This is a genomic window from Streptomyces sp. NPDC059256 (assembly GCF_042753785.1).
GTDB lineage: Bacteria > Actinomycetota > Actinomycetes > Streptomycetales > Streptomycetaceae > Streptomyces.
Genome location: NZ_JBHYZO010000004.1, coordinates 375,135 through 396,629, shown reverse-complemented (window position 1 = coordinate 396,629; position 21,495 = coordinate 375,135). Strand labels below are relative to the sequence as shown.

The 21,495-nt window shown below is 69.1% G+C and carries 17 protein-coding genes; 6 read left to right on the top strand and 11 right to left on the bottom strand.

Annotated features, from left to right (window positions below; genetic code table 11):
• Positions 1–80: 80 nt before the first annotated feature.
• The 3 genes from ACFXJL_RS13225 (at position 81) to ACFXJL_RS13215 (ending at position 1,894) form a co-directional block, all read left to right on the top strand.
• Complete coding sequence (locus ACFXJL_RS13225; protein ID WP_358877286.1) at positions 81–680, top strand: 50S ribosomal protein L25/general stress protein Ctc; 600 nt, start codon at positions 81–83, stop codon at positions 678–680.
• Between the two features lie 80 nt (positions 681–760).
• Positions 761–1,357, top strand: coding sequence for an aminoacyl-tRNA hydrolase (gene pth, locus ACFXJL_RS13220; RefSeq protein ID WP_329020119.1), 597 nt, complete (start codon positions 761–763; stop codon positions 1,355–1,357).
• A 66-nt stretch (positions 1,358–1,423) separates the two neighbouring features.
• Complete coding sequence (locus ACFXJL_RS13215) at positions 1,424–1,894, top strand: hypothetical protein (protein ID WP_358877284.1); 471 nt, start codon at positions 1,424–1,426, stop codon at positions 1,892–1,894.
• 236 nt (positions 1,895–2,130) lie between these two features.
• Here ACFXJL_RS13215 and ppc read toward each other — a convergent pair whose 3' ends face one another.
• Positions 2,131–4,860, bottom strand: a complete 2,730-nt coding sequence (ppc, locus tag ACFXJL_RS13210) for a phosphoenolpyruvate carboxylase (protein WP_358877283.1) — start codon at positions 4,858–4,860, stop codon at positions 2,131–2,133.
• A gap of 216 nt (positions 4,861–5,076) precedes the next feature.
• On the opposite strand from ppc, the gene ACFXJL_RS13205 reads away from it, so the two are divergent.
• Together ACFXJL_RS13205 and ACFXJL_RS13200 are read left to right on the top strand one after the other, a co-directional pair.
• Positions 5,077–6,066 (top strand): fatty acid desaturase, encoded by a 990-nt coding sequence (locus ACFXJL_RS13205; RefSeq protein ID WP_358877282.1) that lies wholly within the window; start codon positions 5,077–5,079, stop codon positions 6,064–6,066.
• Entirely contained in the window at positions 6,066–6,746 is a 681-nt protein-coding gene (locus tag ACFXJL_RS13200) for a TetR/AcrR family transcriptional regulator (RefSeq protein WP_329027543.1), read from the top strand. Before ACFXJL_RS13205 ends, ACFXJL_RS13200 begins: the two co-directional genes overlap by 1 nt.
• A 172-nt stretch (positions 6,747–6,918) precedes the next feature.
• Here ACFXJL_RS13200 and ACFXJL_RS13195 read toward each other — a convergent pair whose 3' ends face one another.
• Positions 6,919–7,788, bottom strand: a complete 870-nt coding sequence (locus tag ACFXJL_RS13195) for a trans-aconitate 2-methyltransferase (RefSeq protein WP_384691889.1) — start codon at positions 7,786–7,788, stop codon at positions 6,919–6,921.
• A gap of 128 nt (positions 7,789–7,916) precedes the next feature.
• On the opposite strand from ACFXJL_RS13195, the gene tamR reads away from it, so the two are divergent.
• Positions 7,917–8,414, top strand: a complete 498-nt coding sequence (tamR, locus tag ACFXJL_RS13190; RefSeq protein ID WP_329020134.1) for a MarR family transcriptional regulator TamR — start codon at positions 7,917–7,919, stop codon at positions 8,412–8,414.
• Here tamR and ACFXJL_RS13185 read toward each other — a convergent pair.
• The 9 genes from ACFXJL_RS13185 to ACFXJL_RS13145 all read right to left on the bottom strand — a co-directional run bounded on the left by ACFXJL_RS13185 (position 8,373) and on the right by ACFXJL_RS13145 (position 21,416).
• The gene (locus ACFXJL_RS13185; protein ID WP_358877280.1) at positions 8,373–9,149 is read right to left on the bottom strand and encodes a response regulator transcription factor; all 777 of its coding nucleotides are present in this window, start codon (positions 9,147–9,149) and stop codon (positions 8,373–8,375) included. The genes tamR and ACFXJL_RS13185 overlap by 42 nt on opposite strands.
• A 476-nt stretch (positions 9,150–9,625) precedes the next feature.
• Entirely contained in the window at positions 9,626–10,729 is a 1,104-nt protein-coding gene (gene galK, locus ACFXJL_RS13180; RefSeq protein ID WP_384691885.1) for a galactokinase, read from the bottom strand.
• Complete coding sequence (gene galE, locus ACFXJL_RS13175) at positions 10,726–11,685, bottom strand: UDP-glucose 4-epimerase GalE (RefSeq protein ID WP_384635853.1); 960 nt, start codon at positions 11,683–11,685, stop codon at positions 10,726–10,728. The genes galK and galE overlap by 4 nt, the downstream gene beginning before the upstream one ends.
• On the bottom strand, positions 11,682–12,725 hold the full coding sequence (gene galT / locus ACFXJL_RS13170) for a galactose-1-phosphate uridylyltransferase (RefSeq protein WP_358877277.1): 1,044 nt from the start codon (positions 12,723–12,725) through the stop codon (positions 11,682–11,684). Before galT ends, galE begins: the two co-directional genes overlap by 4 nt.
• 385 nt (positions 12,726–13,110) lie before the next feature.
• Positions 13,111–13,842: a LuxR C-terminal-related transcriptional regulator gene (locus ACFXJL_RS13165; RefSeq protein WP_358877276.1), complete on the bottom strand. Its 732-nt coding sequence runs from the start codon at positions 13,840–13,842 to the stop codon at positions 13,111–13,113.
• A gap of 224 nt (positions 13,843–14,066) precedes the next feature.
• Complete coding sequence (locus tag ACFXJL_RS13160) at positions 14,067–15,857, bottom strand: PQQ-binding-like beta-propeller repeat protein (protein WP_384691880.1); 1,791 nt, start codon at positions 15,855–15,857, stop codon at positions 14,067–14,069.
• Positions 15,858–16,005: 148 nt separating this feature from the next.
• Positions 16,006–17,907: a PQQ-binding-like beta-propeller repeat protein gene (locus ACFXJL_RS13155; RefSeq protein WP_384691877.1), complete on the bottom strand. Its 1,902-nt coding sequence runs from the start codon at positions 17,905–17,907 to the stop codon at positions 16,006–16,008.
• Between the two features lie 277 nt (positions 17,908–18,184).
• Entirely contained in the window at positions 18,185–19,984 is a 1,800-nt protein-coding gene (locus ACFXJL_RS13150; protein ID WP_358877273.1) for an ABC-F family ATP-binding cassette domain-containing protein, read from the bottom strand.
• Positions 19,985–20,075: 91 nt separating this feature from the next.
• On the bottom strand, positions 20,076–21,416 hold the full coding sequence (locus ACFXJL_RS13145; RefSeq protein WP_384691874.1) for an acyltransferase: 1,341 nt from the start codon (positions 21,414–21,416) through the stop codon (positions 20,076–20,078).
• Positions 21,417–21,495 lie beyond the last annotated feature (79 nt).

Genomic DNA, 21,495 nt, shown 5'->3' with positions numbered 1-21,495 from the left:
GTCCGTTATCGACGCGCTCTTCGTAGCAGGCCAGTCGTGGCCGGGTGACCCCAGTTCTCTCACCACTACGAGGAGTGCATATGTCCGAGGTCAAGATCGCCGCTGAGCTCCGCACCGAGTTCGGCAAGGGCGCCGCCCGTCGCACCCGCCGCGCCAACAAGGTGCCCGGTGTCCTCTACGGCCACGGCACCGACCCGGTCCACATCTCCCTCCCGGGCCACGAGCTGCTGCTCGCCCTCCGCACCTCGAACGTCCTGCTCGCGCTGGACATCGAAGGCCGCAACGCCGAGCTCGCGATCCCGAAGGCCGTGCAGCGCGACCCGCTGAAGGGCCACCTGGAGCACGTTGACCTGCTGCTGGTCAAGCGCGGCGAGAAGGTCACCGTCGAGATCCCCGTCCTGACCGAGGGCGACCTGGCCCCGGGCAACTTCCTCGTGGAGAACGTCCTCAACACCCTCACCGTCGAGGCCGAGGCCACCCACATCCCCGAGTCCGTCACGGTCTCCGTCGAGGGCCTTGAGGCCGGCGCCGCCATCCACGCCAAGGACATCGCCCTGCCCAAGGGCACGACCCTGGCCATCGACGAGGACGCCGTCGTCATCCAGATCCTCTCCGCGCAGGCCGAGGAGCCCGCTGCGGACAGCGAGTCCGGCGAGGACGCGGGCAACTCCGAGGCGTGAGTCTGCGCCGCTTTCTCTTCAGCCGCCGCCCGGGCCCTTCGGCCCGGGCGGCGGCTGGTCGTCCGGATGGAGACGGTCAGATGACGACAGAGGCGAACGCCCCCTGGTTGATCGTGGGGCTCGGCAACCCCGGCCCCGGCTACGCGGCCAACCGCCACAACATCGGCTTCATGGTCGCCGACCTCCTCGCGGAACGCGTGGGAGGGAAGTTCAAGCGCGCTCAGAAGGCGCAGGCGCAGGTCGTCGAGGGCCGCATCGGACCTCCGGGAGACGCCGGACGCCGGGTCGTGCTGGCCAAGCCCATGTCGTACATGAACCTCTCCGGCGGCCCGGTGGTCTCCCTGCGCGACTTCTACAAGGTGCCCACCGCCCGGATCGTGGCCATCCATGACGAGTTGGACATCGACTACGGCGTGCTGCGGCTCAAACTGGGCGGTGGGGACAACGGGCACAACGGTCTGAAGTCGATGACCAAGACCATGGGACCGGACTACCACCGCCTGCGGTTCGGGATCGGGCGCCCGCCCGGCCGGATGCAGGTCGCCGACTTCGTGCTCAAGGACTTCTCCGGGGCGGAGCGCAAGGAACTCGACTACTTCGTCGACCGCGCGGCCGACGCGGTGGAGTGTCTGGTGATCGAGGGCCTGGAGCGCGCACAGAGTACGTATAACTCCTGAAAAGTCAGCCAGCAGTTCAGGCCAAAGGTTGACCGAGTGCGGTCGGATGGCCAAGGATCGCGCCCCATGAAGCGGAGTTCTTCGCACCGCGCGCTGACGTACGGACGGTACTTCCTGATGTCCGTGGTCGCGCTGGTGCTCCTGGTGGCTGGAGTCTGGTCGTCCTGGGAGACGGCACAGCACGTCATCCTCTCCAAGGGGCGGGAGCACGGCACGATCACCATCGCGGGCTGTGGCGATGAGACGTGCACCGGCCCGTACGACCCCGACGGCACCGCCGCTCCGCGCACCGGGATGACCATCGAGAAGTCCGTGGCCGTGCAGAAGGGCGAGAAGCTACCGGTGGTGGTGAAGCCCGGTACGGCCGAAGTGGTGCGGGCGGGCACGGGTGGACTCTTCCACGCGTGGATGCCGCTGGGCGGCGCGCTGGTGCTCGGTGCCCTCGTCATCGGCGGCGGGTTGGGGCTCACCCGATGTGCGTGGGCCTCTGCGGCCCTGGGCGGTGCGGTACTCGCCGGCGTCTTCCTGACCATCTGACGCCGCCACCGACTCAGCCTCTGATCACAGACACCGGATCCACCGAGGCCCGAGCCGCAGTGCCGTAGAGGCGCAGTGCCGTACAGCCGTACAGCCATAGAACAGCAGTGCCGCAGAGCATCAAGTCGTAGAGCCGTGGGTGTCGGAGAGAGTCGCCGACCTGCCCGACAGACCCCGAACACACCGCTGCCCGGTGCGCTGGCGGCGCACCGGGCAGCGGGCGTTGGGACGGGGTGTCAGCCGGTGTTCCGCAGTCCGGCCGCAACTCCGTTGACCGTCAGCAGCAGCGCACGCGCCAGCAACGGGTCCGGCTCCTCACCCCGCGCCACCGCACCGCGCTGGCGGGCGAGCAGCGAGACCTGGAGGTAGGAGATCGGGTCCAGATAGGCATCGCGGATCGCGAAGGTCTGCTGGAGCACCGGGTTGGAGTCGAGCAACGTCGTCCCGCCGGTGACCTTCAGGACCTCACTGACCGTCAACTCGTGTTCGGCCACGATCGTTTCGAAGACGTGCTTGAGGTCGTCCGGTACGAGGGTGTCCACGTAGTGACGGGCGATCCGCAGATCGGTCTTGGTGAGCGTCATCTCCACGTTGGCGATGAAGTTGCGGAAGAAGTGCCAGCGCTCGTGCATCTCGGTGAGGACCGTGTCGAGCCCGGCCTCCCGTACCGCCTTGAGCCCCGATCCGACACCGAACCAGCCGGGCACGATCTGCCGGGACTGGGTCCAGCCGAAGACCCACGGGATCGCCCGCAGCCCGTCGAGACCTGCGCCCGAGTCGGGACGGCGGGACGGCCGGGAACCGAGGTGCAGGTCCGCCAACTGGTCCACCGGGGTGGAGGCGAAGAAGTACGCGGGCAGATCCGGGTCGTCGACCAGCTTCCGGTAGGCCGAGTGCGCGGCGTCGGACACCGTGTCCATGGCCGCGTCCCACCGGGCCAGCGCCTCGTCGGACTGGCGCGGCGCCGTGTGCAGGGCGGACGCCTGAAGGGTGGCGGCGACCGTCAGTTCCAGGTTCTCCCTGGCCAGCGATGGGATCAGATACTTGTCGGAGATGACCTCGCCCTGCTCGGTCACCTTGATCTCGCCCTCCAGCGTGCCCCACGGCTGGGAGAGGATCGCGTCGTGCGAGGGGCCGCCGCCGCGGCCGACCGTGCCACCGCGGCCGTGGAAGAGCCGCAGCCGCACACCGTGGCGGTGGGCGACGTCACGCAGTCGTCGCTGGGCCCGGTGGATCTCCCACTGCGAGGTGGTGATGCCGCCGAACTTCGACGAGTCGGAGTAGCCGAGCATCACTTCCTGCACATCGCCGCGCAGGGAGACCAGCCGACGGTACGAGGGGTCGGCGAGCATCCCGTCGAGGATGACGTCGGCGGCCCGGAGTTCGTCCGTGGTCTCCAGCAGCGGCACGATCCCGATCTTCGCCCAGCCGGCGTGGAGATCGATCAGCCCGGCCTCACGGGCGAGGACCGCCGCGGCGAAGACGTCGTCCGCGCCCTGGCACATCGAGATGATGTACGACTCGATGACCTCGGGTCCGAACCGCTCGAACGCCTCCTTGACGGTGAGGAACACCCCCAGCGTCTTCTCTCCCGCCGCGTCCAGAGGCGCGGGGGACGGTGCCAGCGGCCGGCGCGAGCGCAGCTCCTTGGCGAGCAGCTTCTCGCGGTGCTCGCGGGGCATGTCCGCGTACCGCCAGGACTCCTCGCCGAGCCGGTCGAAGAGCTGGCCGAGGGCGTGGTGGTGGGCGTCCGCGTGCTCGCGGACGTCCATGGTGGCGAGCTGGAGCCCGAAGGCCGAGAGCGTACGGATCGTACGGTCCATGTGGCCCTCGGCGAACAGTCCGCCGCGGTGCTCGCGCAGCGAGGTCTGGATGAGGGTGAGATCGCTGATCAGTTCGGCGGTGCCGAGGTAGTCGCGGCCCGGCTCGTGCGGGATGCCCTTGGCGAGGCGCTCGCGGGTGTTGACGAGCTTCTGCTGGATGCAGGTGGCCTTGAGGCGGTACGGCTCCTCGGCGTTGAGGCGCTTGTACCGGGGGCTGATCTCCGGGAGCCGTTCCAGATCGGCCTGGAGCGAGCTGAGGAGCTCCTCCGTGGCACCGGTGTAGCGGATGGAGTTGGAGAGCAGTCCGCGCAGGGAGTCGATCAGCGCCAGGGCGTCGGTGATGCCGTGCTCGTGCTGGAGGATCAGCACCTCACGGGTGACGGCGGGGGTGACGTTGGGGTTGCCGTCGCGGTCACCGCCGATCCAGGTGCCGAAGGTCAGCGGACGGGTGTCGGCGGGCAGTTCGACGCCGATGCGCTCCAGCTCGGCTGCGAGGTCCTCAAGGACGTCGCCGACGGCGTTCGCGTGCAGTTCGTCGAGGTAGTAGATGGCGTTGCGCGCCTCGTCGGCGGGCTCGGGCCGCACCACGCGCAGCTCGTCGGTCTGCCAGATGAGGTCGATGTTCTCGGCGAGGCGCAGGTCGGAGCGGCGCAGGTCGTCCTGGCCGACGCGGGCCTCCAGCAGCTCGGCGATGCGGCGGAGCTTGTTCAGCACCGAGCGCCGGGCGGCCTCGGTGGGGTGCGCGGTGAACACCGGTCGCACATTGAGGTTCTTGACGGCCTCGCGCAGGTGGTCCGGGTCGGCGTCCTTGAGCCGGTCCGCGGTACGGGCCAGCAGACTGCCCTCGGCCGCCCGCCGCTCGCGCATCTCGTGGCCGCGGTGGACCTGCTCGGTGATGTTGGCCAGGTGGAAGTAGGTGGAGAACGCGCGCACCAGCTTGGCCGCGGTCTCAAGGTCGGTATCGCCCAGCAGCTGCGCCGCCGCCTCGCCGTCGCTGCGGGTCAGGGCGCGGACCTGTTCGACGAGGTCGAGCAGATCGGAACCTTCCTGGCGAACGATGGTCTCGCCGAGGAGGTCGCCCAGTCGGCGGATGTCGGCACGGAGTTCGGCACTGGCCGTGGGGGTCTGGTCGGCACTGCTCACAGGTGCGGCTCCTTGCAGTGTTTAAGCACGTCTGGAGGGGTACTGGAGGCTGCGGACCGCGCTGTCCGACGAGACCTAAGGATAGGCGCCCACCCTTTGACGTTATCCACAGGGCCCTTGCCGCGGAGCTACGCACTGACATACTTACGTCGCCGTAGGTTACGGATCCGTAGCCACGCCTCGGTCTTCACCTCTCTCACCCCCCAGGGGACCTTCATGACGACAAGCCCCGATGTGCTCGGCGACGCCCAGAAACAGGACGTCGAGGGCCTTCCATCCGCCACCCTCGGTGGAGACAGCAAGGGTTCCATCGAACAGATCGCCCTGCTGCTGTTCATCGTGGTTCCGTTCCTGGCGCTGGTCGCGGCCGTGCCGCTGGCCTGGGGCTGGGGCGTGAGCTGGCTGGACCTGGGTTTGATGACGGCGATGTACTTCCTCGGTTGCCATGGCATCACCATCGGCTTCCACCGGTACTTCACCCACGGCTCCTTCAAGGCGAAGCGTCCGCTGCGGATCGCACTCGCCATCGCGGGTTCGATGGCGGTGGAGGGTCCGCTGGTGCGCTGGGTGGCCGACCACCGCAAGCACCACAAGTTCTCGGACGCGGAGGGCGACCCCCACTCGCCGTGGCGGTTCGGGGAGACGGTCCCGGCCCTTATGAAGGGGCTGTGGTGGGCGCATATTGGCTGGATGTTCGACGAGGAACGGACCCCGCAGGACAAGTACGCCCCGGACCTGATCAAGGACCCTGCGATCCGTCGGATCTCGCGCGACTTCATCTGGTGGACGATCCTCTCGCTCGCGATCCCGCCGATCGTGGGCGGTCTGGTGACGATGTCCTGGTGGGGGGCGTTCACGGCGTTCTTCTGGGGTTCGCTGGTCCGGGTGGCGCTCCTGCACCATGTGACCTGGTCGATCAATTCGATCTGCCATGCGGTCGGCAAGCGCCCGTTCAAGTCCCGGGACCGTTCGGGCAACGTCTGGTGGCTGGCGGTGCTTTCCTGCGGTGAGTCCTGGCACAACCTTCACCACGCGGACCCAACGAGCGCCCGGCACGGGGTGCTGAAGGGCCAGGTGGACTCCAGCGCCCGGCTGATCCGCTGGTTCGAGCAGTTCGGCTGGGCCTCCGACGTCCGCTGGCCCAGCGAGTCCCGTATCGATGCCAAGCGCAAGGGCGATCCCGTTCAGAGCACTGACACGGCATGATGGAGGACGTGGCGACCGAAGGCAGCAGTAGCGGTACGGACAAGGCCCGCGCAGGACGGCGGGCGCGCCGGGTGCGGATGACCGGCGCGGAGCGTCGGGAACAACTGCTGGACATCGGTCGCACCCTGTTCGCCGACAAGGGCTTCGAGGGCACGTCGGTTGAGGAGATCGCCGCCAAGGCAGGGGTCTCCAAACCGGTGGTGTACGAGCACTTCGGCGGCAAGGAGGGGCTGTACGCAGTGGTGGTGGATCGCGAGATGCGCCAGTTGCTGGAGGGGGTGACGGGCGCTCTGACGGCCGGCCACCCGCGTGAGCTGCTGGAGCAGGCGGCCTTCGCCCTGCTCGACTACATCGAGCGGTACACGGACGGTTTCCGGATCCTGGTCCGGGACTCTCCGGTGGCCCAGTCCACGGGCACCTTCGCCTCACTCATCAGCGATATCGCCACCCAGGTCGAGGACATCCTGGGGATGGAGTTCAAGAACCGCGGCTTCGATCCCAAGCTGGCTCCGCTGTACGCCCAGGCGCTGGTGGGGATGGTCGCGCTGACTGGCCAGTGGTGGTTGGACGCGCGCCGGCCGAAGAAGGCCGAGGTGGCGGCCCATCTGGTGAATCTGGCCTGGCACGGCCTCGACGGGCTGGAGCAGAAGCCCCGGCTGATAGGCCACCGCAAGAACTGACGGACGCTCGACGCACACTCGACCGCCCCGGCCGCTCATCTCATGAGCGACCGGGGCGGTGTCGTGCGGACCCCTGGAAGGGGACATCGGCGCATGCCCGCCGCCTTGGTGGACGGCCGGATCGCGGGAACTCCCGGCGTTTCCCACCGGGGCGTCGCTCATGTGCGTTGCATCACGCCGTGGGGTCTGCCTTCCGGGCGATGGCGAAGATCCGGCGGAAGGGATAGACCGTGCCGTGCGCTCCCCTTGGATACGCGGTGCGCAGCAGCTCCCGGTACTCACCGAGGAACTCCTCCCGCGCCTTCTCGTCGTCCGCGAGCTCGGTCAGGACCGGGCGCAGCGTGGTGCCCTTGAGCCAGTCGAGCACGGGGTCCTCGCCGGGCAGCAGCTGGGCGTAGGTGGTCTCCCAGACGTCGACGGTGCAGCCGAGGTCCATCAGCCGGTTCAGATAGTCGGTGGGTTCCAGTACGGCGGCGCGCTCACGGGCTCCGGCGAGGCGCTGGTGCCAGCGGGGTGCGGTGAGGAGGTCGGCGAGCAGGGTGTGGCTCGGGGCGGCGAAGTTGCCCGGGGCCTGGAAGGCGAAGGTGCCGCCCGGGGTGAGGCCGTCGATCCAGCGGCCGAAGGAGGCGGCGTGGTCGGGCACCCAGTGCAGGAGCGCGTTCGAGACGATCAGGTCGTACGACGCCGGTCGGGGCGTCCAGTCCTGGGCGTCGCCGGGGCGGAAGTCGAGGTGTCCGCCCCCACGGGTGGGGCCCGCGTGGTCACGTTCGGCCGCGGCGAGCATCTCGGGGGAGTTGTCGAAGCCGGTGATCCGGGCGGTGGGCCAGCGGTCGGCGAGCAGGGCGGTGACATTGCCGGCGCCGCAACCGAGGTCGGCGATTCGGATCGGATGCAGTGCGCCGGCCTCGCCGCCCTGGCCCGGCAGATCGGGGATGCGGGCGAGGAGATCCAGGAACGGGCGGGTGCGGTGACCGGAGTGGCGCAGGTACTGCTGCGGGTCCCAGGTCGCCGGTGCGGATGGGACCGGTGGTTCGCTGGTCATGGTGAGTTCCTTGCTGGGGCGTACGGGAACGGACGGCGGGGCGGGTTTCGCCGACGGCGTCATCGTCCAGCAGGGAATATCTTGACGTCAAGAGACTTCATGTCGACAGACCCTCTACACTGATCTTTATGGAGGACGAGGTCGATCGACTGGTCGCAGCGTGGCGTCGCGAGCGCCCTGACCTCGACGTGGAACCGCTGGAGGTGCTCAGCCGGGTCTCCCGGCTCGCCCGTCATCTCGATCGCGCCCGTCGACTCGCGTTCTCGGAGCACCAGCTCGAACCGTGGGAGTTCGACGTGCTGACCTCTCTGCGCCGCGCGGGGGCGCCCTATCAGCTCTCCCCCGGCCAACTGCTGACCCAGACGCTGGTCACATCGGGCACCATGACCAACCGCATCGACAGGCTGGCCAAGAAGGGTCTCGTGGAGCGGCTGCCCGACCCCAGCGACCGGCGCGGTGTACTGGTGCGCCTGACCGCCGAGGGCCGGGACCGCGCGGACCAGGCGCTGGCGGGACTGCTCGACCAAGAGCGTGCGATCCTCGGCGAGCTGTCCCGGGCCCAGCGGGCGGAGCTGGCGGCGTTGCTACGCCAGCTGACCGCCCCGTTCGACAACATCCCCGGCTAGGTCCACCGGCCCCACACCCGCACGGCGTGCGAGCGCCACCGCGGCGAGCGTGGAGTGCACGCCCAGCTTGCCCAGCACGTTCTGCATATGGGTGCGGACGGTGTGCGGGGACAGGAAGAGCCGCTCGGCCACGGCCTTGCGCCCGAGCCCCGCGACCATGCACCTCAACACCTCGCGCTCGCGCGGGGTGAGGGACTCCACGAGCCTCTCGCTCTCGGTGCGGTGCTTGCGCGCCGCCGTCAACTCCCGCAACACACCGGTGAGCAGTGCCGGCGGCAGATGCGTCTCATCCCTCAGCACTCCACGGATCACGGCCAACAGCCGCTGGAGCGAGCAGTCCTTGGCGACCCAGCCGGAGGCCCCGGCCTGGAGCGCCAGGGCGGCCCGGCGCGGATCGTCCTTCTCGGCCAGCACCACCGTGCGTACGGCCGGCTGTCCGGAGCGCACGCCCTCGACCAGCGTTATGCCGTCCACGAGGCCGTCATCGCCCTCGTCGGAAACGGCACGGGCAACGGGCGCACGGGCGAAACCGCCGTGCGCCGCGCCGAGATCGGCGTCGACGAGCATCACGTCGAACGCGCGACCTTCACCCGCTGCCCGCTCCAGACATCGCAGTGCGGCAGGTCCACTACCGGCAGCGGCGACGTCGACGTCGGGCTCGGCCGCGAGTGCGGCAGCGAGCGACTCAGCAAAGATTCGGTGGTCATCAACCACCAGGACCCGAATACGGACCACAGACACCCCCTGGCTCGGAGGGCGATCGACGGACTCGGCGCCCGGAGACATGGTTGCAGCATCCGCCCGGCCAATGCCGTGCTGGTCCTGGTACCCCGCCCCCGGGTGTCCTATCCGACTGTCTCGCCCCCTGATCAACACCGGCCCCCACCGGCGCTGAGGATCAGAGTACGGGCGGGGGGACCTGGGGGAAGGATATTTGCAGAACTGATTGCCTGAACTGTGCCAGGTGGGCTGATTGTTTGGTATTGGGGCGGAAGTCGACAGAGATCGACGAGTTGGCGATGGAGAGTCGACGTACTTCTTCTACCCCGCGCTTTCTCCAACCCGCCCGACCGGCGACCAACCCGCTCCGGGCTCCCGGCACCCGGCCGAGAGGCCGCACCGTGACACCGGACAGGATGCGGTCGCGAACCTTCACCGGAAAGGAAATCCCGCGGCGCAGTCCCGATGTAGGGGGGGGTCGGAGAAGCGGCTCAGGAAAGGCGTCTCGCCCCACTCGCGGCAACGGCCTCCCACACCTCGGGCGGGCGGTACGACGCCCGGGCGAAGGCGGACTCAACCGCGTCCCCCACCGCCCGCACCCGCGGCCCGGCGACGAGGGCGATCGCCGAGCCGCCGAATCCACCACCGGTCATCCGCGCCCCGAGCGCACCCGCGGCCAGCGCCGCCTCCACCACGAGATCCAGTTCCGGACAGGACACCCGGAAGTCGTCACGCAGCGAGGCATGGCCCTCGGTGAGGATCGGACCGAGCTCCTCGGGCGCACCCGTCAGCAGCAGGTCCGCTGCCCGCTCCACCCGGACGTTCTCGGTCACCACATGGCGCACCAGGGGGCCCAGTGCCGCCGGCAGTCGCTCCAGCGCCGCCGGGAGGTGCTCGGGGACCAGGTCCCGAAGGGCGGGGAGCCCCAGTAGCCGCGCCGCGGCCTCACAGCCCGCACGGCGTTCCCCGTACTCCCCTTGGCTGTGCGCATGGGTGACACGGGTGTCGACGACCAGGAGTGCCAGGTCGTGCGCTGCGAGGTCCAGGGGGATCTGTCGGCGGGACAGATCGCGGGTGTCCAGCAGCAGGGCGTGCCCATCGGTGCAGCACGCGGAGGCCATCTGGTCCATGATCCCGGTGGGGGCGCCCGCGTAGACGTTCTCCGCGCGCCGGCAGAGCAGGGCGAGTTCCGTACGGTCCAGGTCCAGTGCGTAGAGGTCGACGAGGGCCAGCGCGGTGACGACCTCCAGTGCCGCCGACGAGGAGAGCCCGGCGCCCGTCGGCAGCGTCGAATCGAAGTGGAGGTCGGCACCCGTGACCGGATGGCCCGCCTCCCGCAGGGCCCAGACCACCCCCGCGGGATAGTCGCTCCAACCGCCGGGTCCACGGCCGGGTGCGAGGTCCTCGACCCGGAGTTCGACGCTCTGGCCCGGGACGTTCGCCGAGGAGAGCCGCAGCCGTCCGGGGGTACCCCGGTCCGCGCTGACCTCGATCGACAGCGGTAGGGCGAAGGGCATCACCAGACCGTCGTTGTAGTCGGTGTGTTCACCGATGAGGTTCACCCGGCCGGGTGCGGTCCACACGCCCTCGCTCATGAGGCACGCCCTCGGGCGAACTCCCAGGCGTCCGTGATGATCCCGGTGAGGTCCGAGCGCTTGGGCGTCCAGCCCAGGCGCTCCCGGGCGAGGGTCGCGGACGCCACCAGGGCGGCCGGATCGCCGGGACGGCGGGGTGCGGGGACCACCGGCACCGGGTGTCCGGTGATCTCGCGCACGGCGTCGATGACCTCGCGCACCGAAAAGCCCTGGCCGTTGCCGAGGTTGCAGATCAGATGCTCTCCGGGAGCCGCCGCACCGAGCGCCAGCAGATGGGCTTCGGCGAGGTCGGCGACATGGATGTAGTCGCGTACGCAGGTGCCGTCAGGAGTGGGGTAGTCGTCCCCGTACACGGAGATGGACGCCCGGGTGCCGAGGGCCACGCCGAGGACGAGCGGGATCAGATGGGACTCGGGGTCATGGCGTTCGCCGAAGCCCCGGTAGGCACCGGCGACATTGAAGTAGCGCAGGGACACCGCGGCGAGCCCATGGGCTGCGGCCTCGCCCGAGATCATGTGGTCCACGGCGAGTTTGGTAGCGCCGTAGGGGTTGGTGGGCGTGGTCGGATCGGTCTCGGTGACGGGCGTGCGGGCGGGCTCCCCGTACACCGCGGCCGTGGAGGAGAAGACGAGGGTCCGCACCTGGTGGCTGCGCATGGCCGCGAGCAGTGCCATCGTGCCGGCCGTGTTGTTCTCCCAGTACTTCTCCGGGTGCTGGACGGACTCGCCGACCTGGGAGAAGGCCGCGAAGTGGAGGACTCCGGCGTAGGCGGGGTCAAGCCAGTCGGCGGCCTCTCGGACGTCCCCCTCGATGAAGTCGGCACCCTCGGGGACCGCCGTGCGAAATCCCGTGGAGAGATTGTCGAGGACGGTGACCTCGTGTCCCGCCGACAGCAGATGGTGCGTCACCACACTGCCGATGTATCCGGCTCCACCGGTCACCAGGTACCTGCTCATTGACTCGCCGCCTCTCGCAGTCGCCGGGCCGCGGACTCCGGCTGCACATCGTTGATGAAGACGCTCATACCGGACTCGGAGCCGGCCAGGTACTTCAGCTTGCCGGAAGTCCTGCGAATGGTGAAAAGCTCTAGATGGAGTGCGAAGTCATCCCGGCCCGGTGCGTGGAAGGGCGCCTGGTGCCACGCGGAGATATAGGGCGTCGGGGGCCCGGAGATTCCGAACAATCGGTCGAATCTTCGAAGGAGTTCGAGATAGATCCGGGGGAATTCCGCTCGGGCCGCTTCATCGAGCCCACGGAGGTCGGCGACGCGACGCCGTGGATATAGATGGACCTCGTACGGCCAGTGCGCGGCATAGGGCACAAACGCCAGCCACTCCCCTCCCATGAGAACCATCCGTTCGCGCTGGGCCAGTTCACGGGCGACCACGTCATCGAAGAGGTTGCCGCCGGTGTTCCGTCGGTGTTCGTCGACCGATCGCAGCATCAGGGCCGTACGGGGGGTCACGAAGGGATAGGCGTAGATCTGTCCGTGGGGGTGGCCGAGCGTCACTCCGATGTCGGCGCCGCGGTTCTCGAAGCAGAAGACCTGCTCGACCCCGGGGCGGGCGGCGAGGGCCGCGGTGCGATCGGTCCAGGCGTCGAGGACGAGTGCGGTCTGCTCCTCGTCGAGGTCGGCGAAGGAGGCGTGGTGGTCGGGGGTGAAGCAGACGACTTCGCAGCGGCCGAAGTCCCCCGCCAGGGAGGGGAAACGATTCTCGAAGACGACCACGTCGTAGTCGGCGGCCGGGATCTCGCTGACGCGGCCGTCCCGGGACGGGCAGAGGGGGCATTCGCCGGGCGGCGGCTGATAGGTGCGCTCCTGGCGGTGGGAGGCGATGGCGACGAAGTCGCCGAGCAGGGGATCGCGCCGGATCTCCGAGCCGGTGGTGACGGGGGCGAGGGGCCGTCGGTCGACCACCTCGCGCACGGTGTCGTCACGGCAGTCGTAGTAGAGCAGCTCCCGGCCATCGGCCAGACGGGTCGCGGTCTTCTTCACCCACAGACTCCCTCCTACTCCAACAGAATCACACATAAAAAATCACAATCAAACATTCATGGCAAGGAACGCGCTGGTCTTCGGTCAGGCTGTCGTGATCGGACCACCCGTTCGGACCGCCCGCTCAGCGGCCGGGGATCCATCGAGGAACCAGCAAGCTCAACACCGGAAGGGCGGTCAACGGCGCAGGCGCCACCAGCACGGGCAGCAGCAACGCCGACCGAAGCAACAGGCACGACGGACACAGCAGAGCGGCCTTGCCGCACCCTCCGCGAACGGGGGTGCGGCAAGGCCGCTGCGTCTTCGACATGCGTACTGCTCGGCGACACGGCCGGACCGCGGTGCTGAACACCGCCGCCCGAAGGCACGCGTAACGACTCGGTGGTCAGCGCTCCATCGGCAATGACGGCCGGGGCACCGTGGATGTCAGCGCGGGCGGGAAGACCCCCGGCGACGCCGCCGCCCGGTCCAGCAGCCCCGTGCGGGCAGCCAGCGCGGCGGCCTCCAACCGGGAGCCGACGCCGAGCTTCATCAAGACCCGCTGGACATGGGTGCGGGCGGTGCTGGGCGCGATCCCCATGCCCGCCGCGATCAGCCGGGTGTCCTCCCCCTCGGCGACCCGCACCAGCACCTCGACCTCGCGCGGGGTCAGCAGGTGCAGCAACCGCTGCCCCTCGTCGTCGGGTTGGGCCACCGGGTTGAGCAGTTCCGAAAAAGCGCCCTGGAGGAGCTGAGGGGCGACCACCGCCTCGCCCGCCCGCGCCTTGACCATGGCCCGCTCGACGCCCTCTATGCGTTCGTCGTGGCGCACATACCCGGAGGCACCGGCGGCGAAGGCCGCTGCGATGCCGCGAGGGGAAGGCACCGGGCCCAGAACCACCACGGCCACCTGGGGCCGCTCCCGCTTGATCTTCACGATCGGGTCGAAGGCGCCCGGCTCCGCCGGCGTCGCCGTGCCCAACAGACAAACTTCCGGCGCCCTACTGACCACCAGATCAGCCGCACCCGCGGCCGGCGCCGCTGCGGCGAGCACCCGGTGCCCCCGCAACTTCAATGCTGAGGCGAGCGCCTCCGCGAGCAGTCGGTGATCGTCGACCACCATGAGCCGCACGCCCATCGAGCAACTCCTATCCCCCGCCGCTGCCGCTCCACCCCGGCCCTGCCCCGGCAAGTTACACGCTTGTTCGACTTTGCGCCGCGCTAACTTGTGAGAAGTCCCCCGTACTGCCGAATTCTTCACCAAACAGGGCTACTTATGACCTTCCCATGACCAAAGCATGACCTTGGCCCGGCATTTCGGTTCACCGATCGGCCGGGCCAAGGAAGCGGGAGAAGCGGCTATCAGTCGGCCGTACTGAAGGCGACGGCCAGATACTTCTTTCCGATGGACGACTTGCTCATCAACGTGGCACCGACATAGAGCCGGCCATTGGCGAACCGGTACTCGGCCGAGTCCGAGGAGAAGGCGGTCTCGGACTCCCGTACCGAACGGTCCGACGGGTTCTCCATGAGCACGGTCTGCTTGAAGGTGGCGCCGTCGATGCTGACGACCTGACCGCCCGCGTCATACGGGGGCCACTTGTAGGCGATGATGTTGCCGCCGTCCATGCGCAACGGGAACATCGTGTAGCGGTCGCCCGCATCCGCCCGGTCGCTGGTGGGCTTTCCGGTGGCGAGGTCGTACGAGACGATCTCGTTGGTGTCGCCGTACTCGCTGGCGCCGTCGTGGTCGGCGGTCGGGAGGTAGACCCGGCCGTTGCCGACGACGATCTTGGTGCAGTTCTCCACCTCGGTGACCCGGCAGCGCGCCTCGAACTTGTCACCCGTCGCCGAGATCTTGGCCCGGAGCGTGCCCTTGTCGTCCAGCGAGAAGAGGTCGGAGAAACCGCTGGAGCCGGCCGTGTCGCCCACGTCGGCTGCGACCACGAGCGGCTTGCTGGACACGACGCTCGCGTACTCGACGCCGGCCGGCAGCTTGTACGAGAACAGCGGGGTCCCGTTGTCGGGGTTGACCGCCTGCACGATGAGCTGGGGATTGTCGTAGCCACCGCACTTGCGGATCGCGACCAGCGCGGGGCCGCCGCCGTATCCCAGGTCCTCGCACTGGTCGGCGTTGACCGTCGGCTTCCAGCGGATGGCGCCGCTGTTGAGGTCGAAGGCCGCTCCGCCGTCCAGGCCGCCGGCGGCCACCGTCTGGCCGCTCTGGGTGATCTCGTTGAAGCTCACCTTGCCGTCGCCGGTGGTGGTGCTGGTGAGGGACTTGCTCCACAACAGCTTGCCGGCCGCCAGATCGACGACACCGACCTCCGTGCACTTCTGGTAGTTGCGCGGGGGTGTGCGCTTGCCTGCCTCGAAGGCGATCGCGACCTTGTTGTCGGTGGGCTGCTGACGGGAGGACGCACAGATCTGGCCCGGCAGCGGCAGGGTCCACAGAACGGTGCCCTTGGCCGCGTCATAGCCGGTGATCGACTGCACTCCGGGCTTCACGTACGCCTTGTCGGTCACCCAGGAGCCCTGGACGTCCGTGAGGTCGGTACGGGCCGGTTCCGGCAGTTGGAAGGCGACCTTCGAGTTGACGTTGGCGGGCGCCTTCTCCTTGCCCGGGCCGTCACCGGCCTTGCCTTCGCCGTCGCCCTTTTCGCCGCCCGAACCGCCCTCCGAGGAGCCGTCCTTGGGCTGGGACGCGTTCTTGTCGGCGGTGTCCTTCTTGCCGTCGTCCCGGGTGCTGGCGAAGTAGACCCCGCTGCCCACGATCAGGACCACCGCGACGGCAGCCGCGATGATGATCCGCATCTGGGTGCTGATCTTCTTGCCGCCCCCGGGGCCTCCTCCCTGACCCGGGGCCGCGTACTGCGGCTGCATGGGCGCGGTCGGATGGCCATAGGCCGGTTGTTGGCCGTACCCCGGTTGTTGCGGCGGTGCCTGCTGGGGATAGCCGTACTGCGGTTGCTGGGGTGCCCCGGGCGCCTGCGGATAGCCGTATCCGGGCTGGCCCTGGGGAGCGGGCGTCGGAGCACCGAAGCCCTGGCCCGAAGGCTCCTGCGGGGCTCCGAAGCCCCCTGCGGGCGGCTCCTGCGGTGCGCCGAAACCACCGCCCTGCGGTGGCTGGTTCGGCGGAGGTGGCTGCGTCATGGCGTACGTACCTCTGAAGGGGAGTGGGAGACCGGGAAGGGGTCCGCGCGGGTGCTGCGGCCCGGCCCGAGAGCAGCCGGCGCGTCCAGCCGGCGAGCGGCCCGGGGGCCGGTGTGGACCGGCCCCCGGGAACCAGGGGTGAAGCTGCTCACTTGCCGAACGCCATCATGGTTTTGACCTGCTTCTCCTCGGCGTCGTTGGACGCGGAGACACGGGTGCTCGCCATGAAGAACCGGCCGTCGGCGTAGACCATGCGCGGCGTCCAGATGGTGCCTTCGATCCGCGAGGTCGACTCCGGGTGCTGGAGCAGCACCTTGGGTGCACCGCCGGCCGGGGAGATCGTGGCCACCGCGCCGCCCTTGCTGAACGATCCCGACTGGTAGACGAGGAGGTCGTCGCCCTCCATCCGCAGCGGGGTCATCGCCCGGTCGCCGATGGCCGGGGAGCGCCACTTGGCCTTGCCGGTGTCGAGGTTGAAGGCGACGACCTCGTTGGCACCGCCGAGCCGCTGGCCCTCGGTCGACATATAGAAGGTGTTGGCATCGGCGGCGACGCCGGTGCAGCCCTCCAGGTTCTCGCCGAAGATGACGAACGAGCCGCCGCAGCGCGGGCGGAACTTGTCCTTCCCACCGTCGATCTGCGAGCGCTGGGTGCCGTTCGCGTTGAGCGCGAGGATCGCCCACTTCTTCGGTTCGCGCTGGATCAGGGAGACCACCGTCGGGTTGGTCGAGTAGACCTTGTCGACTTCCCAGCCCGGCTTCAGCTTGAAGGTCCACCGGTTCTTGCCCGTGGTCGGGTCCACCTCGTGGAGCTGCTGTTGGGGCTTGCTGTAGTCGGCCGATGGGCAACTGGAGGCGGCGAGCAGCTTGGGTCCGCCGGCGAAGGCGAACGGCTTGCAGCCCGAGGTCGGTCCCTTGAAGAGCTGGCTGCCATCGGCCAGTGAGAACCCGTAGGAGTTGCCGGTGCCGGCCGCGGTGAGGGTGTTTCCGCTGATCGAGAGGGTGAACTCGCTGAGACCGGAGAAGCCGAATCCCTCGGGGATGGACTTCTTCCAACCGGCCTTGCCGGTCTTGATGTCGATCATCTGGAGATCGAGGCACTTGGCCTTGTCGGTGGTGCCGTTCTTGACGCCGACGACGATCTTCCCATCGGCGGATGCCTGTGCGGGGGCCGAGCACACCTCGGTGGCGACGGGTACGGACCACTTCTTGGTGCCGTCGGTGACCGAGTACCCGGCGACTTCCTTGTACATGGCCTTGGCCACGACATCGCCCGACACCCAGGGCCCGTACACGTCGGAGCCGTTGCGCGGCAGGTCCACGTCGTTCGTCGTCAGGAAGAGGACCTTCGCCTCGCCGCTCTTACGGCCGGCGTTGAGGTCGTCGTCGGCCTTCTCGCCGCCGCTGCCGTCGCCCTCGTCGACCGATGCGGAGGTGGAGGGCTTCGGGTCCTCGCTCTTGCTGACGTTCTTCTTCTTGCTCTTGCCCTCGTCATCGCCGCCGACGAGGAGGTACGTGCCGCCGCCGATCACGAGGAGGGCGGCCACCGCCCCGGCGATGATGACCCCCGGCTTGCCCTTGAAGAACCGGCCGGGTCCACCGCTGTTCGGCGGTGGGGGCGGTACGGGACCGCCCGGGTACTGCGGTTGCTGGGGGTAGCCGTACTGGCCGGGAGCCTGCTGGAAGGGCGCGGGCTGCTGCGGATAGCCGTAGCCCGGCGCACCGGCCGGCGGCTGCTGACCGTACGGACTGGGCTGTTGCGGCTGCTGCGGCGGTTGACCGTACGGACCGGGAGCCTGCTGGTAGGGCCCGGGCTGCTGCTGGTAGGGGCCGGGCTGCTGACCGTACGGGCCAGGCTGCTGCGGCTGCGGCTGCTGACCGTACGGGCCGGGTTGCTGTGGCTGTTGCGGCGGTTGCTGCGGATAGCCGTAGCTCGGCGGGCCGGTGGGTGGCTGCGCCGGTGGGGCGGCGGGCGGCTGAGGGACCTGCTGATGCGGGTCCTGGGGAGCTCCGAAGCCTCCCTGCGGTTCCTGTTCGGGCGGCTGAGACATCAGCGCATCCCCCTTCGTACGGAACCGCCGCCCGAGCTGCCTCCCCCGCTGCCCCGGTGACCCCGTGGGTAGGGGCCGCCACCGGGACGGAGCGTTTTCGGACAGGGGTCCCGCGTTCTCACTGCATCTGAGCGGGACTTCTTTCTATCACCCGAGTCAGTTCAGATGCGTGTCCGGTCCACGCTGTACCCAAGGGCGGACCGGCCTGTAATGCCGTTGTTACGCCTTCTCCACCAAGTTTCCACGCTCTTGTGGGAAGCGGAACGCCAAGAACGGCTCAGGAATCTTCAGCCAATTCCAGCCAACGCATCTCCAACTCCTCGCGCTCTCCCAACAGCGCGCGCAGATCCGCGTCCAGCTTTCCGACCTTCTCGAAATCGGTGGCGTTCTCGGCGATTTGGGTGTGCAGATTCCGTTCGCTGTCGGAAATCTTGTCGAGCCTGCGCTCGATTCGCTGCAATTCCTTCTGAGCGGCGCGCGCTTCTCCGGCGGACTTCGCCTTGGGCGCCGCGGACTCCACCAGCACGGGCACCGCGGCCTCGATCATCTTCTGCCGCCGCTCCAGATACTCATCGATGCCGCGCGGCAGCATCCGCAACGTCAGATCGCCGAGGAGGGCGAAGGTGCGGTCCGTGGTGCGCTCGATGAAGAACCGGTCGTGGGAGATGACCACCATCGAGCCGGGCCAGCCGTCGAGCAGGTCCTCCAACTGGGTCAGGGTCTCGATGTCGAGGTCGTTGGTGGGCTCGTCCAGGAAGAGGACGTTCGGCTCGTCCATCAACAGCCGCAGCAGTTGCAGCCGTCGGCGCTCACCACCGGAGAGGTCGCCGACCGGCGTCCACTGCTTCTCCTTGCCGAAGCCGAACTGCTCGCACAACTGGCCCGCGGTCATCTCCCGGCCCTTGCCGAGGTCGACGCGGTCCCGGATCTGCTGGACGGCCTCCAGCACCCTCAGCGCGGGCGGCAGTTCGGTGACGTCCTGGGAGAGGTACGCCAGTCGTACGGTCCTGCCGACGGTGATCTTCCCTACGGCTGGCTGGATCTCACCACCACTGCTCTGGGCGTCGGCGAGCGCCCGCAGCAGCGAGGTCTTGCCCGCGCCGTTCACCCCGACCAGGCCGATCCGGTCACCGGGGCCCAGCTGCCAGGTCAGATGCTTCAGCAGCAGCTTCGGGCCGGCCTCGATGGACACGTCCTCCAGGTCGAAGACGGTCTTGCCGAGCCGGGCACTGGCGAACTTCATCAACTCGCTGGAGTCCCGCAGCGGCGGCACGTCCGCGATCAGCTCATTGGCTGCCTCGATGCGGTAGCGCGGCTTGGAGGTGCGGGCGGGTGCACCGCGCCGCAGCCAGGCCAGCTCCTTGCGCATCAGGTTCTGCCGCTTGGACTCCTCGGTGGCGGCGATGCGCTCGCGCTCGGCCCGGGCGAAGACGTAGTCGCTGTAGCCGCCCTCGTACTCGTAGACCGCGCCGCGCTGGACGTCCCACATACGGGTGCACACCTGGTCCAGGAACCAGCGGTCGTGGGTGACGCAGACCAGCGCCGAGCGCCGGGCCTGGAGGTGGCGGGCGAGCCAGGCGATGCCCTCGACATCGAGGTGGTTGGTGGGCTCGTCGAGGACGAGGAGGTCCTGATCGGCGATGAGGAGCTGCGCCAGGGCGATCCGACGGCGCTCACCACCGGAGAGCGGTGCGATGACGGTGTCCAGGCCCTGGGGGAATCCCGGCAGGTCGAGCCCGCCGAACAGACCGGTGAGCACATCCCGGATCTTGGCGTTGCCCGCCCACTCATGGTCGGCGAGGTCCCCGATGACCTCGTGGCGCACCGTCGCCTCGGGGTCGAGGGAGTCGTGCTGGGTGAGGACGCCCAACTGGAGGCCGCCGCTCTGGGTGACCCGGCCGGTGTCGGGCTCCTCCAGCTTCGCGAGCATCCGGATCAAGGTGGTCTTGCCGTCGCCGTTGCGCCCGACGACACCGATGCGGTCACCTTCGGAGACGCCGAGGGAAATGGAGTCCAGCAGGGGACGGGTCCCGTACACCTTGCTGACAGCCTCGACATTGACCAGATTGACGGCCATTACTCTCCTGTACGGGGGGACGGATCGGCTTCCAGAGTAGTCGCCGTGCGGACCGCCCAGAATCGCGCTCAGCAAGCGCCCGGGGAGCCCGTCACTTCCCTCCCGTCGCCCCGTCCCGTACGGCAGGGCGCCCACCGCCCGCCCGCTCGACCAGCAGCCAGCCGATCAGCGCCATCGCAACCGTCGTGGGGGCGGTGACCTCGACCGCTATCAGCATCGCCGACCTGCCCTCCAGCAGTCCGGCGAAGCCCACCATGGACAGCCCGAGGACCCCCAGCAGGCAGAGCGTGATCCCCACCGCCGCAACGGGTCCTGAGCCACCCGTCCCCGGGCCGGTGGCCTTGGGGTGCTCGAAGGTGCGGAAGGTCGCGACCAGGAGTGCGGTGATTCCCGCGGCGAGCGCGATGCGGATCGGGGTCTGCACCCACCAGGCGGCGGATGCGGGCTCGGGCAGCGGGATGTCGAGCGCGAGCATCGCCCCGTACACCCCGAGCATCGCGGTCAGGTGCCAGAGGAAGGCGGTCATGGCCAGGCCGTTCGCGGCGACGACCGCGTGCCAGACGCGGGGGCGCCGCACGAGCCGGGTGCCCGGGTTCTTCAGCAGTTCGACCGCTCCGACGAGCCAGAGGCCGTGGCAGAGCAGGGCGAGGGTGGGCGGGGCCATGTTGGACACCTTCTCGCCCGGCATCCCCACCATGGAGAGCGGATAGGGCCCGTACGCGACCAGTGCGGCGGCGCCGAGCAGTCCGGCGCCGGCGAGCGCGGCGGGCATCCGAATGCGGCCGTCGGCCCGGAGGAAGCCCAGTTGGTGGACGGCGAGCCAGACGAAGACGAAGTTCGCGAAGGCGATGTGCGGCACGTCGAAGGCGAAGCGCGCCACGTCGACGGCCGCGGCACCGGCGACGAGGGCGCCGAAGGCGGTCCAGCCGTGGCGCTCGTGCAGCTTCAGCAGCAGCGGGGTGAAGGCGACCATCGCCAGATAGATCCCGATGAACCACAGCGGCTGGGTGACCAGTCGCAGGGCGACACCGGTCAGCCCGCCGTCGCCGTCGAGGAGTTGCACGATCAGCGCAGCGACGCCCCAGACCAGGATGAACACCACGGTCGGCCGCAGCAGGCGCCTGAGCCGGGCGCGCAGGAACACCGCGTACAGGGGCGATCCCTCGGGGTGCCTGCGGCGCAGGGAACGGTAGGAGAGCGCGTGCGAGAACCCGCCGACGAAGAAGAAGACCGGCATGATCTGGAGCGCCCAGGTGAGCAGCTGCAACTCGGGGACCACGGCGAGGAGATTGCCGACGCCGTCGTCCGTGACGGCAGCCATCAGCCAGTGCCCGAGCACCACGACACCCAGGGAGGCGACCCGGAGCAGGTCGACGTACCGGTCCCGGGTGTCGGGTGTTGCGGCGGCGAGATCGCGAACGCGTGCTTCCATGCGTCATACGGTCGCCCGCGGGGTGGGTTCGCGGTCAGGGTCGTCGTACTCATGTCCGTATCTGAGTACGGGTGGCGCG

Excerpts from the sequence above, each read along its gene's own strand:
- ACFXJL_RS13225 (WP_358877286.1), top strand. The coding sequence starts at position 81 with ATGTCCGAGGTCAAGATCGCCGCTGAGCTCCGCACCGAGTTCGGCAAG.
- pth (WP_329020119.1), top strand. The coding sequence starts at position 761 with ATGACGACAGAGGCGAACGCCCCCTGGTTGATCGTGGGGCTCGGCAAC.
- ACFXJL_RS13215 (WP_358877284.1), top strand. The coding sequence starts at position 1,424 with ATGAAGCGGAGTTCTTCGCACCGCGCGCTGACGTACGGACGGTACTTC.
- ACFXJL_RS13205 (WP_358877282.1), top strand. The coding sequence starts at position 5,077 with ATGACGACAAGCCCCGATGTGCTCGGCGACGCCCAGAAACAGGACGTC.
- ACFXJL_RS13200 (WP_329027543.1), top strand. The coding sequence starts at position 6,066 with ATGGAGGACGTGGCGACCGAAGGCAGCAGTAGCGGTACGGACAAGGCC.
- ACFXJL_RS13195 (WP_384691889.1), bottom strand. The coding sequence starts at position 7,788 with ATGACCAGCGAACCACCGGTCCCATCCGCACCGGCGACCTGGGACCCG.
- tamR (WP_329020134.1), top strand. The coding sequence starts at position 7,917 with ATGGAGGACGAGGTCGATCGACTGGTCGCAGCGTGGCGTCGCGAGCGC.
- galK (WP_384691885.1), bottom strand. The coding sequence starts at position 10,729 with ATGAGCGAGGGCGTGTGGACCGCACCCGGCCGGGTGAACCTCATCGGT.
- galE (WP_384635853.1), bottom strand. The coding sequence starts at position 11,685 with ATGAGCAGGTACCTGGTGACCGGTGGAGCCGGATACATCGGCAGTGTG.
- ACFXJL_RS13165 (WP_358877276.1), bottom strand. The coding sequence starts at position 13,842 with ATGGGCGTGCGGCTCATGGTGGTCGACGATCACCGACTGCTCGCGGAG.
- ACFXJL_RS13160 (WP_384691880.1), bottom strand. The coding sequence starts at position 15,857 with ATGACGCAGCCACCTCCGCCGAACCAGCCACCGCAGGGCGGTGGTTTC.
- ACFXJL_RS13155 (WP_384691877.1), bottom strand. The coding sequence starts at position 17,907 with ATGTCTCAGCCGCCCGAACAGGAACCGCAGGGAGGCTTCGGAGCTCCC.
- ACFXJL_RS13150 (WP_358877273.1), bottom strand. The coding sequence starts at position 19,984 with ATGGCCGTCAATCTGGTCAATGTCGAGGCTGTCAGCAAGGTGTACGGG.
- ACFXJL_RS13145 (WP_384691874.1), bottom strand. The coding sequence starts at position 21,416 with ATGGAAGCACGCGTTCGCGATCTCGCCGCCGCAACACCCGACACCCGG.